This window comes from Massilia sp. YIM B02769, from assembly GCF_030411995.1.
GTDB lineage: Bacteria > Pseudomonadota > Gammaproteobacteria > Burkholderiales > Burkholderiaceae_D > Telluria.
Genome location: NZ_JASNRC010000002.1, coordinates 448,675 through 467,993 on the forward strand (window position 1 = coordinate 448,675; position 19,319 = coordinate 467,993).

At 65.5% G+C, this 19,319-nt stretch carries 10 protein-coding genes; 4 read left to right on the forward strand and 6 right to left on the reverse strand.

Features of this window, described 5'->3' with window-relative positions; genetic code table 11:
• Position 1: 1 nt before the first annotated feature.
• Positions 2-1,039 (reverse strand): alpha/beta fold hydrolase, encoded by a 1,038-nt coding sequence (locus tag QPK31_RS04790; RefSeq protein ID WP_290421796.1) that lies wholly within the window; start codon positions 1,037-1,039, stop codon positions 2-4.
• Positions 1,040-1,183: 144 nt separating this feature from the next.
• Between QPK31_RS04790 and QPK31_RS04795 the strand changes: the two genes are divergently transcribed.
• On the forward strand, positions 1,184-2,848 hold the full coding sequence (locus QPK31_RS04795; protein ID WP_290421797.1) for an alkaline phosphatase family protein: 1,665 nt from the start codon (positions 1,184-1,186) through the stop codon (positions 2,846-2,848).
• 246 nt (positions 2,849-3,094) lie between these two features.
• Here the strand turns inward: QPK31_RS04795 and QPK31_RS04800 are convergent, their stop codons facing one another.
• The 3 genes from QPK31_RS04800 to QPK31_RS04810 form a co-directional block, all read right to left on the reverse strand.
• Positions 3,095-4,798 carry an alpha-amylase family glycosyl hydrolase gene (locus QPK31_RS04800; protein WP_290421798.1) on the reverse strand — a complete coding sequence of 568 codons (1,704 nt, stop codon included), beginning with the start codon at positions 4,796-4,798 and terminating at the stop codon, positions 3,095-3,097.
• A gap of 26 nt (positions 4,799-4,824) precedes the next feature.
• Complete coding sequence (locus QPK31_RS04805) at positions 4,825-6,456, reverse strand: alpha-D-glucose phosphate-specific phosphoglucomutase (protein ID WP_290421799.1); 1,632 nt, start codon at positions 6,454-6,456, stop codon at positions 4,825-4,827.
• Between the two features lie 302 nt (positions 6,457-6,758).
• Positions 6,759-8,090: an MFS transporter gene (locus QPK31_RS04810; protein ID WP_290421800.1), complete on the reverse strand. Its 1,332-nt coding sequence runs from the start codon at positions 8,088-8,090 to the stop codon at positions 6,759-6,761.
• 257 nt (positions 8,091-8,347) lie between these two features.
• Here QPK31_RS04810 and QPK31_RS04815 point away from each other — a divergent pair, with 257 nt between their 5' ends.
• Positions 8,348-9,634: an MFS transporter gene (locus QPK31_RS04815; protein WP_290421801.1), complete on the forward strand. Its 1,287-nt coding sequence runs from the start codon at positions 8,348-8,350 to the stop codon at positions 9,632-9,634.
• A gap of 260 nt (positions 9,635-9,894) precedes the next feature.
• Here the strand turns inward: QPK31_RS04815 and QPK31_RS04820 are convergent, their stop codons facing one another.
• Positions 9,895-11,727 carry a DEAD/DEAH box helicase gene (locus QPK31_RS04820; RefSeq protein ID WP_290421802.1) on the reverse strand — a complete coding sequence of 611 codons (1,833 nt, stop codon included), beginning with the start codon at positions 11,725-11,727 and terminating at the stop codon, positions 9,895-9,897.
• 159 nt (positions 11,728-11,886) lie between these two features.
• Complete coding sequence (locus QPK31_RS04825; RefSeq protein WP_290421803.1) at positions 11,887-14,556, reverse strand: TonB-dependent receptor; 2,670 nt, start codon at positions 14,554-14,556, stop codon at positions 11,887-11,889.
• A 590-nt stretch (positions 14,557-15,146) separates the two neighbouring features.
• Between QPK31_RS04825 and QPK31_RS04830 the strand changes: the two genes are divergently transcribed.
• Both QPK31_RS04830 and QPK31_RS04835 read left to right on the forward strand, forming a co-directional pair.
• Positions 15,147-16,991 (forward strand): glycoside hydrolase family 13 protein, encoded by a 1,845-nt coding sequence (locus QPK31_RS04830; protein ID WP_290421804.1) that lies wholly within the window; start codon positions 15,147-15,149, stop codon positions 16,989-16,991.
• Positions 16,991-19,315, forward strand: coding sequence for an amylo-alpha-1,6-glucosidase (locus tag QPK31_RS04835; protein ID WP_290421805.1), 2,325 nt, complete (start codon positions 16,991-16,993; stop codon positions 19,313-19,315). The genes QPK31_RS04830 and QPK31_RS04835 overlap by 1 nt, the downstream gene beginning before the upstream one ends.
• The last annotated feature ends 4 nt before the right edge of the window (positions 19,316-19,319 follow it).

A 19,319-nucleotide genomic window follows, 5' to 3' on the forward strand; every position in this document is an offset into this window, starting at 1 on the left:
CTTACCTTGGCGCGGCCAGGCCCTTCAGCAGTGCTTCATGGAAGGCCTTCGGGTCCTGCATCTGCGGCGCGTGGCCCATTTCGGGGAAAGTGACCAGGGTCGCCTTCGGAATCGCCTTGACGGTCTTCTGCGCCAGTTCCGGGTAATTGCCCAGCTTCGGACGCAGGGCTTCCGGCGCCGCATCCTTGCCGATGGCGGTGGTGTCCTTCAGGCCGATCAGCAGCAGGGTCGGCATCTTCAGCAGCGGGAATTCGTAGACCACCGGCTGGGTGTAGATCATGTCGTACAGCAGGGCCGAATTCCAGGCCACGATTTCCTTGCCTTTGCCGCGGTACATCCCGGCCAGCATCTGCACCCAGGGCTCGTATTCCGGCTTCCAGGTGTTCACATAATAGGTCGACTTCTCGTAGTTGCGGATCTTCTCGGCCGTGGTCTGCAGCTCGCGCTGATACCATTTATCCACGCCGAGCGACGGCACGCCGAGCGTCTTCCAGTCTTCCAGGCCGATCGGATTGACCAGCACCAGCTGCTCGGTCAGCTGCGGGAACATCAGGCCATAACGCGTGGCCAGCATGCCGCCGGTCGAATGGCCGAGGATGGTGGCGTTCTTCACGCCGATCGATTCCAGCAGCGCGCGCGTGTTTTCGGCCAGCTGCTGGAAGCTGTACTGGTAATGCTGGGGTTTGCTCGACTTGCAAAAGCCGACCTGGTCCGGCACCACCACGCGGTAGCCGGCGCCGCTCAGGGCGTCCATGCTCGCTTTCCAGGTCGCACCGCAGAAGTTCTTGCCGTGCATGAGGACGACGGTGCGGCCGTTCGCCTTGGCTTTCGGCGCGATGTCCATGTAGGCCATGTGCAGCTTTACGCCCTGCGAGGTGAAGTTGAACTGCTTGACCGGCGCCGGGTAGTCGAAGCCTTCGAGTTCCGGGCCGTAGGCCGGCTCGCTGGCGGGCGCGGCCGCATGGGCGCCGGCGGCGAACACGGATAGCGCGGCGGCGCAGGCAAGATAGGCAAGACGGTGGGAGAAGGCAGGCGTCATGGCGGTCCTCATATGGTCGAATAGGCAAAGTCTAGTCGAGATTCCGGATGCGCGCGTTCCGCCGCGCTAGCGTGCCGGCCCTGTCATCCAGCCGTCACATGCGCCGATTACCATGACCGGTCGCCCACTTTTGCTCTCCGCCCCATGCGTGCATCGACCTTCTTCGCCAGGCGCCTGCTGGCCCTTCCCCTGCTTGCGGCAGCGACCGTTCATGCCGCACCCGCCGCCGAGAAAGCGGCGCCGAAACTGGTGCTGGTGCTGGTCGTGGATGGCCTGCCGGCCGAGCAGGTACAGCGCTACCGCGGCCAGTTCGGCCAGGGCGGCTTGCGGCGCCTGCTGGACGAAGGCGCCACCTTCAGCAATGCGCACCAGGCCCACGGCGTGACGGTGACGGCGGTCGGCCACGCCAGCATCCTGTCCGGCGCCTACCCTTACCAGCACGGCGTGATCGGGAATAACTGGATCGACCCCGTATCGAAGAATCCGGTCTACTGCACCGAAGACGCGCGCTACACGTATATCGATGAAGAGACCAAGGCCGGCGACGGCACCTCGCCGATGCGCCTGCGCGTGGACACCCTGGGAGACGGGCTGCGCTACGCCAGCGGCAACCGCGCCAAGGTGATTGCCGTGTCGGGCAAGGACCGCGGCGCCATCCTGCTGGCCGGGAAGACCGGTACCGCCTACATGTACATGGACAAGAGCGGCAACTTCGCTTCCAGCAGCTACTACATGGCGGCGCACCCGCAATGGGTACAGCAATATCGGGCGCGCCGGCCGCAGGACGGCTACTACGGCAAGACCTGGAAACCGCTGCTGGCCGACAGCGCCTATGCCGGCGACGCGCCCGACGAGCTGTTCCCGGCCACGCCAGGCGCGCCGAACCGCTTTCCGTTTTCCTTCTACAGCGACAGCGGGAGCCTGGATGCCGACTACTACAACCGCCTGAAGACCAGCCCCTTCCTCGACGAACTCACGCTGGAATTCGCGCGCGCCGCGGTCGAGGGCGAGCGCCTGGGCGGCACCGCCGGCGTGACCGACCTGCTGGGCGTGAGCCTGTCGGCGCACGACTACATCAACCACACCTACGGCCCGGAAAGCAAGATGTCGCACGACCACCTGCAGCGCCTGGACCGCATGCTGGCCGACTTCTTCACTTACCTCGACCGCAAGCTCGGCGCCGGCAACGTGCTGGTGGTGCTCACCGCCGACCACGGCTTTCCGAACACGCCGGAATTCGTCAAGGCAGCCAAGGGCGACGCCGGCCGCGTGAATGCGGGCGCGCTGGTGGCGTCGCTGAACGTGGCGCTGGCGGCGAAATACGGTGTCGAAAAACTGGTGATCGCGCAGTCGGCGCCGAACTTCCATCTCGACTACGCCGCCATCGACAAGCTGGGCGTGGCGCGCGCCGAGGTCGAGAACACGGCAGCGGCTTTCCTGCGCGCCCAGGAAGGCGTGGCCGAGGTCTACACGCGCAGCCAGTTCGAGGCCGACGCCCTTGGCGCCACGCGCATGGGTCTGCTGATGCGACGCACCTGGAACCGCGCGCTGTCGGGCGACCTGGTGGTGGTGAACAAGCCGAACTGGTATTTCAGCAGCGGCAGCAGCGGCACCTCGCACGGTTCGCCATATGCCTACGATACGAACGTGCCGCTGCTGCTCAGCGGCCGCAAATGGATCAAGCCGGGCTATTACGGCCAGTACGCCGAAACCGTGGACATCGCGCCGACGCTGGCGAACCTGCTGCGCCTGCGCCCTCCGGCGGGGAGCGAAGGGCGGGTGCTGGTCGAGGCCTTGCAGACGCCGTAATCTCCTATATCGTTTCATGCAGGGATGAACGCGGACATGGCGCGCCGCGTAGGGTGGTCGGCTCTACCCTGGCGTGTGATGCCACGAAGCGTATGCGCCGCCCACGCGTTCAACGGACGCATGCATCGACACGCCCTCAAGCGGAGCGGTTTTCGTACGGCCCTGAACGCGTGGACGGCGCCCCGGCCCAGGCACGCGCACACCTGGGTATAGCCGTCCACCCTACGAATAAGGCCCGATGACGCGTCAGTTCTGCCCGATCAGCACCACCGGATTGCGGGCATCGAACTGCACCTTCCCGCCCTTCACCACGGCGGTCTTGCCCGAGTACCAGTCGCGCACGGTCTGGCCATCCATGAACACGCCGGTCACCGGCACGGCGGTCGGCTTGTCCGTCGGCAGCCCCAGCGCCACCACCACGCGGTCGGTCACGTCCTTCGTTTCATAGGTGCGCTTGAAGGTGTAGGGATAGTGCTGGATCATCTGGTGCACGCCCGCGCCCACGGCCGGGTGGGCCTGGCGGAAGCGGCCCAGCTTGGCCCAGTGTTCGCGCACGTCGGCCACGCGGTTCAGGCCGCGCTGGGCGTTCGACGCCAGCTCGTCCCAGTTCATGAAGGAGCGCAGCGTGGCGTCGCCCTCGGCGCCCTCCACTTTCAGCAGGCGCGCGGTTTCGTCGCCGTAGTAGATCTGCACCGCGCCCGGCGCCAGCAGCAGCTTGTTGGCACTCTCGTAAGGGCGCTCGCGCATCGCGTCATACGGGTCGCCGTCGTCGTGCGAGCTGAGGTAGTTCAGGACCGACGCACCCTTCATCGGGCCATGCAGCGCCTTCGAATAGGTGCTGAACAGCGTCTCGTAGCTCTCCTTGGCGTCCGACTTCATGCCGAAGTTGATCATGCTGTCGAAGCCCTGGGCCGGGTAATCGACCTGCATGTCGCCCAGGTCGAAGGCGTGGCCGTGCTGCAGCGCGTAGTTGTAGACTTCAGCCGTCATGTAGAACGGCGTGTCGCCCAGCTTCTTGGCCGGGTTGGCGCGCTTCCAGTCCTCGAAGGCGGCGCTGGCGACTTTTTTCAGTTCCTTCCACACGCCGGGTTCGGTGTGCTTGACGGTGTCGGCGCGGAAGCCGTCAAAGCCGTACTTGCGCACCCAGTCGGCGTGCCATTTCATCAGGTAGTAGCGCGGCGCGCGCGGGTAGCCGGTGCGCTTGAAGAAGTCGTCCAGCTCTTTCACTTCGCGCTCGTAGCGCCCTTCCTTCTTCCACTTCTCCACCAGCAGCGGCGGCAGGGCCACCGCCTTGTTGCTGCCGGTGAGGATGTCGGGCAGGTTCTTCACCAGCGTGCAATCGATGGTCGTGCGCGCATCCTTGTAGGTGCAGGTCGGACCGGTACGCACCCAGTCGGCCGGCCAGACCGGGTCGGCGCTGGTGACCGGGCCGGTGTGGTTCATCACGACGTCGAGCAGCACGCGGATGCCCGCCGCGTGGGCGGTGTCGACCAGGGTGCGCATGTCGTCCTCGGTGCCCAGGTTCGCATCCACGGCCGTGAAGTCGCGCGCCCAGTAGCCGTGGAAGCCATAGCTCTTGCCGGTGCCTTCGTCGGTGCCGGCATGGATCTGCTCGACCGGCGGCGTGATCCAGATCGCGGTCACGCCCAGGTCGTTGAAGTAGCCCTCCTTGATCTTGGCCGTGACGCCCGCCAGGTCCCCGCCCATGAAGCCGCGCAGCACCGCCGCATCCTTCGCCCGGCCATAGGCCAGGTCGTTCGCCGGGTTGCCGTTGTTGAAGCGGTCCGTCAGCAGGAAGTAGACGGTCGCGTTCTCCCAGACGAAAGGCTTGGCCGGAGCCGCCCAGGGTGCGGCGATCCCGCTGCGGGCCTGGGCTTCCGTGTGGGCCTGGGCCTGGGCCTGGGGTGCAAACGCGATCAGCAACGCGGCGGCAAGTGCGGGTAGTTTCATGCAGGGTTCCTGTGGTGAGGGTTGGATCAGGTGATCACGCTCGGCTGCTGGCGGCCGGTGCGCTGGCGCAGTCCGGACACGTCGCCGGCAATCGCGATCAGGTTGGACAAGGCGTCCTGGGTTTCCAGGTCGTGCCGGCCTGGGTCGGCTTCGTAGCGTTCGAGGTAGACGCGGACGGTGGCGCCTTCGGTGCCGGTGCCCGACAGGCGGAACACGATGCGCGAACCGTCTTCCATGACGAGGCGCACGCCCTGCCTGGTGGCGACGGCGTGGTCGACCGGGTCGGTGTAGACGAAATCGTCGGCCACCGACACACGGTACTCGCCGAGCGCCTGGCCTTCCAGCGCCGGCAGCTTGTCGCGCAGCGCGTTCATCATCGCGTCGGCGGCGGCGGCATCGACGGCTTCGTAGTCGTGGCGCGAATAGTAGTTGCGGCCGAAGCGGGCCCAGTGTTCGCTCACCAGTTCGTTCACCGACTTGCCGGTGGCGGCAACGATGTTCAGCCAGAACAGCACGGCCCACAGGCCATCCTTTTCGCGCACGTGGCTTGATCCCGTGCCGTAGCTCTCCTCGCCGCACAGGGTCACCATGCCGGCATCCATCAGGTTGCCGAAGTACTTCCAGCCGGTCGGGGTTTCGAAGCAGGCGATGCCGAGGGCCTGGGCCACGCGGTCGGCGGCGGTGGACGTCGGCATCGAGCGCGCGATGCCCTTGATGCCGGCGGCGTAGCCCGGCGCCAGCTGGGCGTTCGCGGCGATGATGGCCAGGCTGTCGGATGGCGTGACGGCGATGCCGCGGCCGACGATCATGTTGCGGTCGCCGTCGCCGTCGGAGGCTGCGCCGAACTCCGGCGCGTCGGCGCCGTTCATCAGGGCGATCAGTTCGGCCGCGTTCACCGGGTTCGGGTCGGGATGGTGGCCGCCGAAGTCTTCCAGCGGCTCGGCGTTGATGACGGTGCCGGCGGGCGCGCCGAGCATGCCTTCGATGATCGCTTTCGCATACGGCCCGGAGACGGCGCTCATGCCGTCGAAGCGCATCGTGAAGCCGCGCGCGAACAAGGCGCGGATGGCGTCGAAGTCGAACAGGCTAGTCATCAGTTCGGCGTAGTCGGCCACGGAATCGATCACCTCGACCTGCATGCCTTCGAGCTGGGTCGTGCCGATGGCGTCGAGATTCACCGGCGGCGCGTCGCTGATGCGGTAGCTCAGCAGGCCTTCGGTCTGCGAATAGATCGCCTCGGTGATTTTCTCCGGGGCCGGGCCGCCGTTGCCGATGTTGTACTTGATGCCGAAGTCGCCGTCCGGGCCGCCCGGGTTGTGGCTGGCCGAGAGCACGATGCCGCCGAAGGCGCCGTGCTTGCGGATCACGCAGCTGACGGCCGGCGTCGACAGGATGCCGCCCTGCCCGACCAGGATGCGACCCACGCCATGGGCGGCGGCCATGTGCAGGATGGTCTGGATGGCGCTGCGGTTGAAGTAGCGGCCGTCGCCGCCGAGCACCAGGGTCTGGCCGGTGAGGTCGCCCAGGGTCAGGAAGATGGCTTCGACAAAGTTCTCGAGGTAGCCCGGCTGCTGGAATTCGGTCACCTTCTTGCGCAGGCCCGAGGTGCCCGGACGCTGTCCGGCGAACGGCGTGGTCGCCACGGTATGGATCGTCATGCTTGGCTCCTGTGTATGGGTTCGTTTATTAACAAAACGTTACGATACGACAGGCGCAAAAATCCCGGCGCAAGCTAATTCGTTATCGGTACCGGTACGGTGGGCACTCCGTGCCCACGCGGTTACGTGCATGCCCTTGCACCTGCGGCCGATGGAATTCGCTCGAAACATATCCGAAGTCAGAAAGCCGTGTCCGCCGGATATGGTGCGAGCGAATTGTCACGGCCACGTTTAAAAGGATGCGTACGTAACCGCGTGGGCACGGAGTGCCCACCGTACGGGATACGCCGCAGGCCACATGATCACGCCTGGTTCGGCGCCTTATCCGTCACCGCCAGCGTCAACACCGCCGCTACCAGCATGCACCCGCCACCCAGCACCAGCGTCTGCACGGTATGCCCGCCAAAGAACTCGCGCGTCACGAACCCCAGCAGCAGCCCGCTGACGATCTGCGGAATCACGACGAAGAAGTTGAACAGCCCCATGAAGTAGCCCATGCGCTTGGCCGGCAGCGAGCCCGCCAGGATCGCGTACGGCATGGTCAGGATCGACGCCCAGGCGATGCCGACGCCGATCATCGGCAGCATCAGCATTTCCTTCGAACCGATCAGCGCGATGCTGGCCAAACTCAGACCGCCAATGGCCAGGCAGACGAAGTGCACGGTCTTGCGGCTGGTGGCGCGGGCGAACACCGGCAGGATGAAGGCGGCCAGCGCCGACACGCCGCTGTACACCGCGAACATGATGCCGACCTGGTTGCCGGCTTCCTGGAAGGCGGCCGACTGGGCGTCGCGCGTGCCCCACACCGCGTCGGCAATCGCGCTGCCGGTGTAGATCCACATCGCGAACAGCGCGATCCAGGTGAAGAACTGCACGAAGGCCAGCTGCACCATGGTCTTCGGCATCTTGCCGAAGCCGCTCACGATCTCGACCAGGGCCGTGCCGACGTGGCGCGCCTGCTGGCGCTCGTGCTGGAAGCTGGCCAGGTCCGGCGGCGGCAGTTCGTCGGCGGTGAACACGGTCCAGCTGACGGCGACCATGAACACCACCGCGCCGGCGTAGAAGGAATAGCGCACGGTGTCCGGGATCATGCCGTCGACCGGCACGTTCGACACGCCGAAGTGGGTGAAGATGGTCGGCAGCAGCGAGGCGATCACCGCGCCGCAGCCGATGAAGAAGGTCTGCATCGCATAGCCCGCGGTCTGCTGCGAGGGGTCGAGCTTGTCGCCGACAAAGGCGCGGAAGGGCTCCATCGAGACGTTGATGGCGGCGTCCATCATCCACAGCACGGCCACCGCCATCCACAGCGCCGAGGAATTCGGCATCAGGAACAGGGCGATCGCCGCCAGGAAGGCGCCAACGAAGAAGAAGGGACGGCGCCGGCCCCACTTCGGGTGCCACGTGTTGTCGCTCATGTAGCCGATCACCGGCTGCACCAGCAGCCCGGTGACGGGGGCGGCGAGCCAGAACAGCGCCAGGTCGTCGGGGTTGGCGCCCAGGGTCGAGAAGATGCGGCTGGTGTTCGAGTTCTGCAGCGCGAAGCCGAACTGGATGCCGAAGAAGCCGAAGCTCATGTTCCACAGCTGCCAGAACGACAGGCGTGGCTTCGTGAGCGCGTTGGTGTGCATGTCCATCTGTGTCCCCAAGCGGCCGGCCTTCAGACCGGACTCTCTGTATGTGTGGCAAGCGGCCCCTGTGCTCCGGTCGGCGGGCTGGGAGCGCTCCCGTCCGGAAGGCCGGGAGGACGGGCGGGTTGCAGGGTAAATTTGTAGCAAAATAACATGGCGTTTTCCGAGTGTCAATCTGGCACTGACATAGTAGAATCGGCATGTCCGCAGACCCGGTACCCGGTTTTGTAGTCAAATAACACGATAAAACGATCGGAGACACCATGCTCGACATGCAGCGTCGGCTCAGCAATTCATTTTATGCATTGACCAGCCTGCCGGCGACCGCCATGGGCTTTGCCCTGTGCATCCAGATTTCCGCGCTCAGCTGGCTGCTGAGCACCAAATACCACCTCGACATCCACGAGATCGGCATCGTCTGGGCCGCCGGTCCCCTGGCCGGCATCCTGGGCCAGCTGATCATCGGCTTCATCAGCGACAAGACCTGGTTCTGGGGCGGCCGGCGCCGGCCTTTCATCCTGATCGGCGGCACCCTCGCCGCGCTGTCGGTGTTCCTGCTGCCGCGCATCGAAGTGGTGGCGGATTTGCTGGGCGTGACCAACCTGCTGGTGATCGCGGTGATCGTGGCGCTGACGCTGGATTTGTCGATCAACATCAGCTTCAACCCCACGCGCTCGCTGATCGCCGACGTCACGCCGGAAGGCCAGGCGCGCACCCGCGGCTACACCTGGATGCAGACGATCTCCGGCTTCTGGGGCGTGATGGCTTACCTGATCGGCGCCTTCATCGACAACTATGCGCTCATTTCGGTGGGCGTGGTGATCGTGCTGGCCTTCTCGGTGCTGCCGGTGTTCCTGGTCGCCGAGCCGCGCGAACTGGCGCCAGCTACCCAGGAGGCGTCCGCGCCCTCCTCCACGTCGACCGACTGGCCGCAACTGTGGAAGCTGTGGGCGGCCCATGCCTTCAGCTGGTTCGGGGTGCAGGCGATGTTTGTCTACATCATCGCCTTTATCCAGCAGCACGTGGTGACTGCCGGCGCCACGTTCGCCGAAGCGGCCGCGCAGTCGGGCCATGTGATCGCGATTTCGTTCGCGGTGATGAACGTGGTCGGCTTCCTGCTGCCGGCCCTGGTGCTGGCGCCGCTCGGCGCACGCATCGGCCGCGTGCGCACCCAGGCCGGCTGCATCGCCGTCATGGCGCTCGGTTATCTGGGCATCGCGCTGTTCGCGCGCACGCCGGCGTCGCTTTACGTGCTGATGGCGGTGGTGGGGATCGGCTGGGCGGCGGTGGTCAGCCTGCCGTTTGCGATCATGAGCGAAAAGGTCGACAAGCGCCGCATGGGCTTCTTCATGGGGCTGTTCAACCTGTCGGTGGTGCTGCCGCAGCTGGCGACCACGGCGGTCGGCTACGTGCTGAAGGACGCGGCGGACAAGAGTGTCCTGTTCCTGATTTGCGGCGGGTGTTTGGCGGTGTCTAGCGTGCTGTGGCTGCTGGTGAAGGATGGGGCGAGCGTGCCGCACGCGAAACCGGAGTTGGCAGCGGCTCACTGACGGCACGACGCATCGACGCGGCCGGCATTCATCCGGGCCGCATCAACGTAGGGTGGGCACTCCGTGCCCACGCGGAACGACGCATCGACGCGGCCCGGCATTGATCCGGGCCGCATTCACATGGCAGAGCATCCAAGAGAACATCGTTAGCGCAACGATGATGGCGAACGCCGCGGAACGAATCTTGTCTGCCGCGGACTCGCGGACCAGCACGTACCGCGTGGGCACGGAGTGCCCACCCTACGCGTCAGCCGCAGCTCTTACGACTTGCGCGGCTTCTTGAAACCCGGCTTCTCCGCCATCCGGCGTTCGGCACCGAACGATTTCTTCGGACCCGCTGCCTTCTTCGCTGGCGGCTCCTCGCCATCGCGCGTGATGTTCAGCTGCTGCCCCGCCACCCACACGGTCTTCAGGTGGTCCACCAGGTCCTTCGGCAGATCGTCCGGCAGATCCAGCGTGGTGAAGTCGTCGTAGATCTCGATGCGGCCGATGTACTTCGACTCGATCCCGCCTTCGTTGGCGATGGCGCCGACGATGTTGCCCGGCTTGACGCCATTCGCGTGGCCGACTTCGATGCGGTAGGTCGCCATGCCCGGCTCTGGCTCGCGCATCACGCGCTCCTTGCGGAAGCCCGGCTCACGTGCCTCGCGCGGCGCACGCGCCGGACGCTCTTCCCAGCCGGCGGCGTCGCGCGGCGCGCGCGGCAGGCGCTCGACGAAGTCGGTGCGCGCCGGGCGGTCTTCCCAGGTCGACGGCTTGGCGTCGCGGTCCGGCTTGTCCAGCAGCAGCGGCACGTCGCCGCGGCCGAGCTTCGCCAGCGCGGCGGCGATGTCCACCGCCGGCACGTTCTGCTCGCGCTCGTATTCCTCGATCAGGGAACGGAACTGTTCCAGGCCGCCCGCTTCCAGGGTCGCGGTGATCTGGTCCTTGAACTTGGCGATGCGCACGTCGTTCACCGCCTTCACGGTCGGCAGCGTCAGCGGCGACACCGGCTGGCGCGTGGCGCGTTCGATCGCCTTCAGCAGGCCGCGCTCGCGCGGGGTGATGAACAGGATGGCGTCGCCGCTGCGGCCGGCGCGGCCGGTACGGCCGATGCGGTGGGTGTAGCTTTCCGGGTCCGACGGCACGTCGTAGTTGATGACGTGGCTGATGCGCTCGACGTCCAGGCCGCGCGCGGCGACGTCGGTGGCGACCAGGATGTCGATCTTGCCGTTCTTGAGCTGCTCGATGGTGCGCTCGCGCTGCACCTGGGCCATGTCGCCGTTGATCGCCGTGGCGGCGAAGCCGCGCGCCTGCAGCTTGGTCGCCAGCTCTTCGGTGCCGAGCTTGGTGCGGGCGAAGATGATCATGCCGTCGAAAGGCTCGGCTTCCAGGATACGCGTCAGCGCGTCCAGCTTCTGCATGCCGGCCACCAGCCAGTAGCGCTGGGTGATGTTCTCGGCGGTGCCGGTCTTGGCGGCGACGGTCACTTCGGCCGGGTCGCGCAGGTAGGTTTTCGCGATGCGCTTGATGGCCGGCGGCATGGTGGCCGAGAACAGCGCGATCTGGCGCCGCTCGGGGGTCTGCTGCAGGATGTGCTCGACGTCGTCGATGAAGCCCATGCGCAGCATTTCGTCGGCTTCGTCCAGCACCAGGGTGGTCAGCTGCGACAAGTCGAGCGAGCCCTTCTCGATGTGGTCGATCACGCGGCCCGGGGTGCCGACGACGATCTGCACGCCGCGGCGCAGGCTGGAGAGCTGCGGGCCGTAGGCCTGGCCGCCGTAGATCGGCAGCACGTGGAAATTCTTCAGGTGGGCGGCATAGCTCTGGAAGGCTTCGGCCACCTGGATTGCGAGTTCGCGCGTGGGCGCCAGCACCAGCGCCTGCGGCGCGCTTTGTTTGGTATCGATACGGGCCAGCACCGGCAGTGCGAATGCGGCGGTCTTGCCGGTGCCGGTCTGCGCCTGCCCCAGCACGTCGCGCCCTTCCAGCAGCAAAGGAATGGTGGCTGCCTGGATCGGCGACGGCGTCTCGTAGCCGACCTCCTTCAGGGCCTTCAGAATGGGCGCCGGGAGGTTCAGGTCGGAAAACGATGGGATGGGGGTGTCAGACATGGATGAGTTACTCTTGAATTGAAACGAAAGCGACAGTTTACACCGTTGCCTCTTCCGACGCGCCGAATTGGCCGTGCGGCATGGATATTGAAAATAAAAACCCCCGCAAGCATTGCTGCCTGCGGGGGATATTGTTTCCGCCAAGAAGGCGGAAGCGTCTTACAGCTTGTAGTTCAGGCCCAGCAGCATTTGACGGCCGTATTTCGTGTAGCCGCGCGGACGGTCCTTGGTGCCGGCGTAGGTCTGGAAGTCGGTATCGGTCAGGTTGTTCACCTGGAACAGGACCGACAGGCCCTTCACCGATGCGAAGTCGTAGCCCAGCTGCAGGTCGACGACCCTGTCGGCCTTCACGAAGGTCAGCTCGTTGGCGCCGCCAATGCCGCCGATCTCGCCGACGAAGTCGCTGCGATAACGCTGGCTGACGCGGGCCGAGAAACCGTTCTTCTCGTAGTAGCCGGTCACGTTGAACACGCGCTTCGACAGGCCAGGCAGTGGAATGCTCATGCCGCCAAAGCGCTTGTCCTCGATCGAGATCTGGCTGGTGGTGAACGAGGCATTGGCGGTGATGCCGAAGCCGTCGAGCACAGGGTGCGCCATGTCCAGCGGCACCGACACGGCGAACTCGAGACCGGACAGGCGGCCGCCTTCGCCGTTCTTCGGCTGGGTCAGCGTACCGATGTTGCTCAGCGCGCCTTCCAGGTTATATTCCGAGAAATCGCTCGGCACCGTGATGTTGTAGATGTAGGACTTCAGGTCCTTGTAGAAGCCCGCGGCCGACACGTAACCCTTGTTGCCGAAGTACTTCTCGTAGGACAGGTCCAGGTAATTCGCACGCCATGGATCGAGCTGCGCATTACCGCCGTTGCCGAACGGCGTACCGGTGGTTTCCTGGGTCAGGCCAACTTCCAGTGCCGCGTTCAGCTCGTTCAGCTTGGCGCGCGCCAGGCTCTTGCCGGCGCCAAAACGAATGAATTGCTGCTCCGGCAGGCTCCAGGCCAGGTTCAGGCTCGGCAGGTAGTCGGTGTATTTCTTACCGTCGGTCAGCGGCACCAGGTCGGCGAAAGGCCACTTGCGCAGGGTGTTCGCAGTCGAGCTCTGGTCGGTCTTGACGACCTGGATGCCGACGTTACCACGCAGCGGCATCGCCATCAGTTCGGTATCGATATTCGCCTTGACGTAGCCGGTGGTGACCTTCTCGTCGATGGTCCAGTTCTTGGTGGCGCCCCACGGCACCAGGATCGCCGGGGTGTACGGGCCGAAGTTCTGGGCCAGCACGCTGTTGATGTCCCAGCTCAGGGTGTTCGGCAGGCCGTACAGGTCTTGCGAACCATTGATCACACTGTCAGCAAAGGTACCGGCGCCAATCTTCGTGAAGCCCGTCTCCAGGTGTTGCTTCTCCTTCGAACGCTTCGAGACATTGACGCCGAATTCGACGCTGCTGAAGGCGCCCTGGGCGAATTTGTATTCGAGGCTGGCGCGTGCCGAATTGAGCTTGTCGGTCAGCTGCGGCGCGTTCACGTAGCCGTCGCCGAATTCGCCGCCGATCGTCAGCTGCCGCGGATCGTCATACACGCCACTCAGGTTCAGGCCAGGAATGCCGCCACGGGTGTAGTCGAAGCCCAGGCTCTGGCGCGTCGGCAGCGACGCGTTGATCTCGATGACCTGTTCCTTGTGGTCGGCCTTCGAATGGCTCAGGTCGATGATGCCGACCCAGTCGCCCGAGGTGAAGCGGTTGTTCCAGCCGATTGCGGTGAGCTTGTCGTCGCGGGTGGTGCGGTTGTTGCGCACCACCGGAGCCACGTTGTTGGCGGTACCGCCCAGCAGCACGCCGTTGGCGATGTTCGGATTGGAGAAGCGGACGTTGCTGTCATCCTGCAGCTTGATCTCCATGCCGCGACGGACTTCATCCTGCTCGAAACGCGAATGATAGGCGTCGATGGTCGAGGTGAAGTTGCGGTTCGGACGGTATTCCAGTACGCCCATCAGGCCGTCGCGCACCTGGTCGCCAGTGGTTGCCATCGCCTTGATGCCCTTTGGCGCCTTGACGGTCTGGCCATTGACGGTGGTGTCGACCCAATCCCAGGTTTCGAACTGGTCGGACACATTCGGCTTGTCCTGGCGCGCATAGCCGATCGCCACGCCGACCGTGCGGTTGGCGAACTGGTCCACGTAGGAAGCGCTGATGCGGCTGCCGGTGTCCGGCGAACCGGCGCTGATCGAACCCTTCGAGTTCTTCTCGCCGCGCACGTTGACGCTGATGGCGCGCTCGCGCAGCGAGAGCGGCTTGATGGTCTGCATGTCGACCGTGCCCGACAGGCCCTGGCCGACGACAGCGGCGTCGCCGGTCTTGTACACGGTGACGGCGTTGATCAGCTCGGAAGGGTACTGGTCGTATTCGACGGTGCGGTTCGGGCTGGTGCTGACCTGTTCGCGGCCGTTCAGCAGCGCGGTCGACAAATCGCCCGAGGTGCCGCGGATGCTGATCTGCTGCGCCTGGCCATTCACGCGCTGGGCCGACAGGCCCGGCAGACGGGCCAGCGATTCGGCGATCGAGACGTCCGGCAGCTTGCCGATGTCTTCAGCAGAGATGGCTTCGACGATGCCGGTGGCGTCGCGCTTGACGGTGATCGCGTCTTCGATCGCGCGGCGGATGCCGGTGACCTGCACGGTCTGCATCGGCGCTTCGGCGGCCGGCTCGGTGACGGCGGTCTGCGCGTGGGCGCTACCGGCCAGTGCGGCCACGAAGATGGCGCAACCGGTTGCAACCGGGCTCAGCTGGAATACCAGGCCCGCCGTGTTCGCGGCGCGCTTGTTTGCGAAAATGTTCATTTGTCCCCTCAGATCAGAACTACATAATTTCCCGGAAAACAGCTGCAGAGCCACGGCACGGGATCCTCACCAACGTCTTTTTTAGACGTTCTGTCAACGATTCTGTACTAAAACTAGATGCACTGTCAACGGGAGTTGCTTGCCACTACGGGCCTACGTGGCGTATCTCGCTATTGTATAGAATGAACAACAGAAGACGTTGTATTCGGGCTACAGAACACGGTAAGGACACCTGTAGTCGGACTACAAGATGCTTGCTTTTCACCAAGCAGGTGCTCGCACGCACCAATCTGGTGCGATTTTCGGGTCGGGTCGTGTAAGCAGGACGACAACATTCCACCAAACCGCGTTTGACAACCTTACTCGGCTGACAAAGCGGAAATCCGGGCCGGGAACGATTGTCTACTCCGTATGTACCTAAACTAGATACTCGTCCGCGTTGTGTCGGACAGGTCTGTATAGTATTCTTTCCGCAATAATAGAGAGACAACTGGATAGCACCTGTTATACAGCCAATAAATCGTGTAGCGAAACTACCTTCTCCGCTCGCCTGCTTGCCGCAGCCTTCCCTTTTTCTTGCCGAGTCCGCCATGAGACGTTCTTTCGCAACACTTTTCCTCGCCTTCAGCCTGTCCAGTGCCGCCGCGGCCCCGACCATCGACCACATGGAGCCGCCCTTCTGGTGGACCGGCATGCAGCACAAGGGCTTGCAGCTGATGGTGCATGGGAAGGAGATCGGCGCCCTGCAGCCGTCCATCGATTACCCGGGCGTGCGCCTGGTGTCGAGCACGCGGGTGGCAAACGCCAACTACCTGTTCGTCGACCTCGAGATCGCGCCGGACGCCAGGCCGGGCGAGTTCGAGATCGTGTTCAGCGGCGCCGGGCGCAGCGAGCGCCTGCCCTACCGCCTGCTGGCGCGCGAGCCGGGATCGGCGAGCCGCCAGGGCTTCGGTCCGGGCGACGCCATCTACCAGATCATGCCCGACCGCTTTGCCAACGGCGACCCGGCCAACGACAACGCGCCCGGCATGCTGGAACGCGCCGACCGCAAGCACGGCGGCGGACGCCACGGCGGCGACATCGTCGGCGCCATCGCGCGGCTCGACTACATCGCGCAGCTCGGCTTCACCCAGCTGTGGCCGACGCCGCTGGTCGAGAACAATTCGCCCGCCTACTCCTACCACGGCTACGCCGCCACCGACCATTACCGCATCGACCCGCGCTACGGCAGCAACGAGGACTTCCGTCGCCTGTCGCAGGAAGCGAAGAAGCGCGGCATCGGCCTGATCCAGGATGTGGTGCTGTCGCACATCGGCAAGAACCACTGGTGGATGAAGGACATGCCGACGCCGGACTGGATCAACTTCGGCGGCAAGTTCGTGCCCACCCAACACCACCGCGTGGCGGTGCAGGATCCGTACGCCTCGCAGGCCGACAGCCGGAACTTCACCGCCGGCTGGTTCGTCGAAGGCATGCCCGACCTGAACCAGACCAACCCGCTGGTGGCGACTTACCTTATCCAGAACAACATCTGGTGGATCGAGTACGCGGGGCTGTCCGGCCTGCGCATCGACACCTACGGCTATTCCGACGGCGCCTTCCTCACCGAATACACGAAGCGCCTGATGGCCGAGTACCCGCGCCTGAACATGGTGGGCGAGGAATGGAGCACGCGCGTGCCGGTGGTGGCGCGCTGGCAGCGCGGCAAGCTCAACTTCGACGGCTACACCAGTTCCCTGCCCAGCCTGATGGACTTCCCGCTGGTCGAGGCCATGCGCGGCGCCCTGTTCAAGGGAGAAGAGAACGGCCTGAACGACGTCTACGAAACCCTGTCGCTGGATTACCTGTACCCGGAGCCGGAGAATCTCGTCCTGTTCGGCGGCAACCACGACATGGCGCGCATGTTCAGCGCCGTGGGCGAAAACTACGCGCGCTGGCGCATGAACCTGGTCTTCCTGATGACCATGCCGCGCATCCCGCAGTTCTACAGCGGCGACGAAATCCTGATGACCAGCACCGTCAAGGGCCGCGACGACGCCAGCTACCGGCGCGACTTCCCCGGCGGCTGGGCCGGCGACAGGACCGACGCCTTCAGCGGCGCCGGCCTTACGGCCCAGCAGCGCGCCGCCCAGGAACTGGTGCGCAAGCTTGCCAACTGGCGCAAGGGAGAGCCGGCGATCCACAGCGGACGCCTGATGCAGTTCGGCCCCGAAAACAATACCTGGGTCTACTTCCGCTACAACGACAAGAAACGCATCATGATCGCCATGAACAACAACGACAAAGCCATGACCCTGCCAACCGCGCGCTTCCAGGAAATGCTGAAGGGCGCCGCCGGCGGCGTCGACATCCTCAGCGGCCAGCAAATCGACCTCGCGCGCGAACTGCGCCTGGCCCCGCAGGCCGTGCTGGTCGTCGAACTGCCGGAGGCATGATGCGGCGCTCCCTCCTCGCACTCGCCCTCGCCCTGGCCCTGGCCTCTAACGGCGCCCACGCCGTCGAGAAGCCCGGTATCGACGCCTTTTTCGCGTCCATGGCAATCGACGCCGCACCTAGCCAGCAGGCGCGCTTCGTCGCCGGCGACAACCTGGCCGGCTATTTCGACGGTGTGACGCGCAGCTACGACAAGGGCGAAGGCTATGTCGTCAAGAGCGGCACGGTCTTCCGCAACTACATGGGTTTCACGGACGGCGTGCAAAACGACCGCACCGCGGCCGGCGCGACCGAAGCAGTCCTGCCTTGGGGCCACCGCGTGCGCTACGCGAACGGCGCGGCCGAGGAACTGGCGCTGCTGTCGAAGCAGCACGCACTGGCCCTGCGCGTGACGGCCAAGAAGCCCGCCACGCTGGCGCTGCGCCCGCTGCTGAAGACGGCCGGCGCGATCACGCAGGCGGATCATCTCGTGATCGTCGCGCCGGGCACGGGCGCCACCCAGTTCATGGCGCTGGCCGCCGACCGCCCCTTCACGCTGGGCCAGGACCTGACCCTGTCCACGCGGGCGCCGGCGCGGTCGTTCACCGTGGTCGCCGCCTTCGGCGCCAGCGCGGACGAAGCCGCCGGCCGCGCACGCGCCCTGGCGCAGGTGGACGCCATCGGCAACGAACGCCGCGTGACCTACGAGGCACTGACGCGCAGCTACCTCGCGACGGGCGACAAGGAATACGACAAGGCGCTGAACTGGGCCAAGGCCTCGGCGCGCATGTTCGTGGTGAACGAGTACGGCGCCGGCATGTGGGCCGGCCTGCCCTGGTTCCGCGAGAACTGGGGCCGCGACACCTTCATCGCCCTGCCCGGCACGCTGCTGGTGTCGGGCGAATTCCTTGATGCGAAAGCCGTGCTGGCCAACTTCGCGCGCTACCAGAACCTGCGCGAACCACGCGACAAGGATTACGGCCGCATCCCGAACCGCGTGTCGCCCGATGAGATCATCTACAACACGGTGGACGGCACGCCCTGGATGCTGCGCGAAGCGATGGAGTACATCCGCTACACCGGCGACCGCGACTTCGCGCGCCAGATGTACGCGCTGGCGGTACCGTATTTCGACGGTGCGATCGCCAACTATACCGATCCCGACGGCCTGCTGCGCCATGCGGCCTCGGACACCTGGATGGATGCGCGCATCGAGAACCCGACCCACCAGCCCTGGTCCGACCGCGGCCCGCACGCGGTCGAGATCCAGGCGCTGTGGCACACGGCCTTGCAGGTCGGCGCCACGCTTGCCACCTGGGCCGGCGACGACGCGCGTGCGCGCACCTGGGCCGAGCTGTCGCACAAGGTGCAGGCCACCTTCCTGCAGCGCTTCTGGGACGGCCAGACCGTGGCCGACCGCCTGCGCGCGGACGGCAGCCGCGACAACAAGCTGCGCCCGAACGCGCTGATGCTGTCCTCGATTCCCTTCGACGACTTCGTCCCCGACGGCGTGCAGGCCGCGGTCCTGAAGCGCACGGTGCCGGAACTGCTCTACCCCTACGGCATCGCCTCGCTCAGCCAGGACGACGTCTACTTCCACCCGCGCCACGAGAACCCGGGCTTCCACCACAAGGATGCGGCTTACCACAACGGCACCATCTGGGGCTGGAACGCGGGCTTCACGGTGACGGCGCTGAACCGCTTCGGCTACCAGGACCTGAGCTGGCCGCTGACCCAGAACCTGGGCCGGCAGATCCTCGGCCTCGGCACCCTGGGCAGCATGAGCGAAAACCTCGATGCCCTGCCCCACGAAGACGGCCGCCTGCGCCCTACCGGCACCTTTGCCCAGTCCTGGAGCGTGGCCGAGTACGCGCGCAACGCCTACCAGGACTACGTCGGCTTCCGGCCCGACCTGACCACGGACACGCTCGCCTTCGAGCCCGCCGTGCCAGGGCAGTGGACACGCTTCGCGGCGGTGCTGCCCTTCGGCGCGGACGAGCATGTGGAGGTCGATTTCAAGCGCGCCAAGGGCGGCGAGCGCTGGACCTTCACGCTGGCCGGCAAGACGGCGCGCACCGTGCGCATCGCCTACCTGGAAGCGGACAAGCGCCGCTCGCAGGTCGCCTTTACGCTGGCGCCGGGCAAGGCGGCGACGCTGGCGCTGTCCGGCAAGCGCGTCCTGCTCGATGGCCGCGCGCTGAAATCTGAGCCGGCGCGCGCCTCGTATGCGGCCCAGATCGGCACGCTGCGCTTCGCCCAGCCGAAGGTGTACCGGCCGCAGGACTTCCCGATGCTGCAGGGGCGGGATGTCCTGCGCGGCATCGTCGAACGCAACGAATACCGCTGACAGG

Coding starts and splice junctions, on each gene's coding strand:
- QPK31_RS04790 (WP_290421796.1), bottom strand. CDS start 1,039: ATGACGCCTGCCTTCTCCCACCGTCTTGCCTATCTTGCCTGCGCCGCC.
- QPK31_RS04810 (WP_290421800.1), bottom strand. CDS start 8,090: ATGGACATGCACACCAACGCGCTCACGAAGCCACGCCTGTCGTTCTGG.
- QPK31_RS04835 (WP_290421805.1), top strand. CDS start 16,991: ATGCGGCGCTCCCTCCTCGCACTCGCCCTCGCCCTGGCCCTGGCCTCT.
- QPK31_RS04800 (WP_290421798.1), bottom strand. CDS start 4,798: ATGAAACTACCCGCACTTGCCGCCGCGTTGCTGATCGCGTTTGCACCC.
- QPK31_RS04815 (WP_290421801.1), top strand. CDS start 8,348: ATGCTCGACATGCAGCGTCGGCTCAGCAATTCATTTTATGCATTGACC.
- QPK31_RS04830 (WP_290421804.1), top strand. CDS start 15,147: ATGAGACGTTCTTTCGCAACACTTTTCCTCGCCTTCAGCCTGTCCAGT.
- QPK31_RS04820 (WP_290421802.1), bottom strand. CDS start 11,727: ATGTCTGACACCCCCATCCCATCGTTTTCCGACCTGAACCTCCCGGCG.
- QPK31_RS04825 (WP_290421803.1), bottom strand. CDS start 14,556: ATGAACATTTTCGCAAACAAGCGCGCCGCGAACACGGCGGGCCTGGTA.
- QPK31_RS04805 (WP_290421799.1), bottom strand. CDS start 6,456: ATGACGATCCATACCGTGGCGACCACGCCGTTCGCCGGACAGCGTCCG.
- QPK31_RS04795 (WP_290421797.1), top strand. CDS start 1,184: ATGCGTGCATCGACCTTCTTCGCCAGGCGCCTGCTGGCCCTTCCCCTG.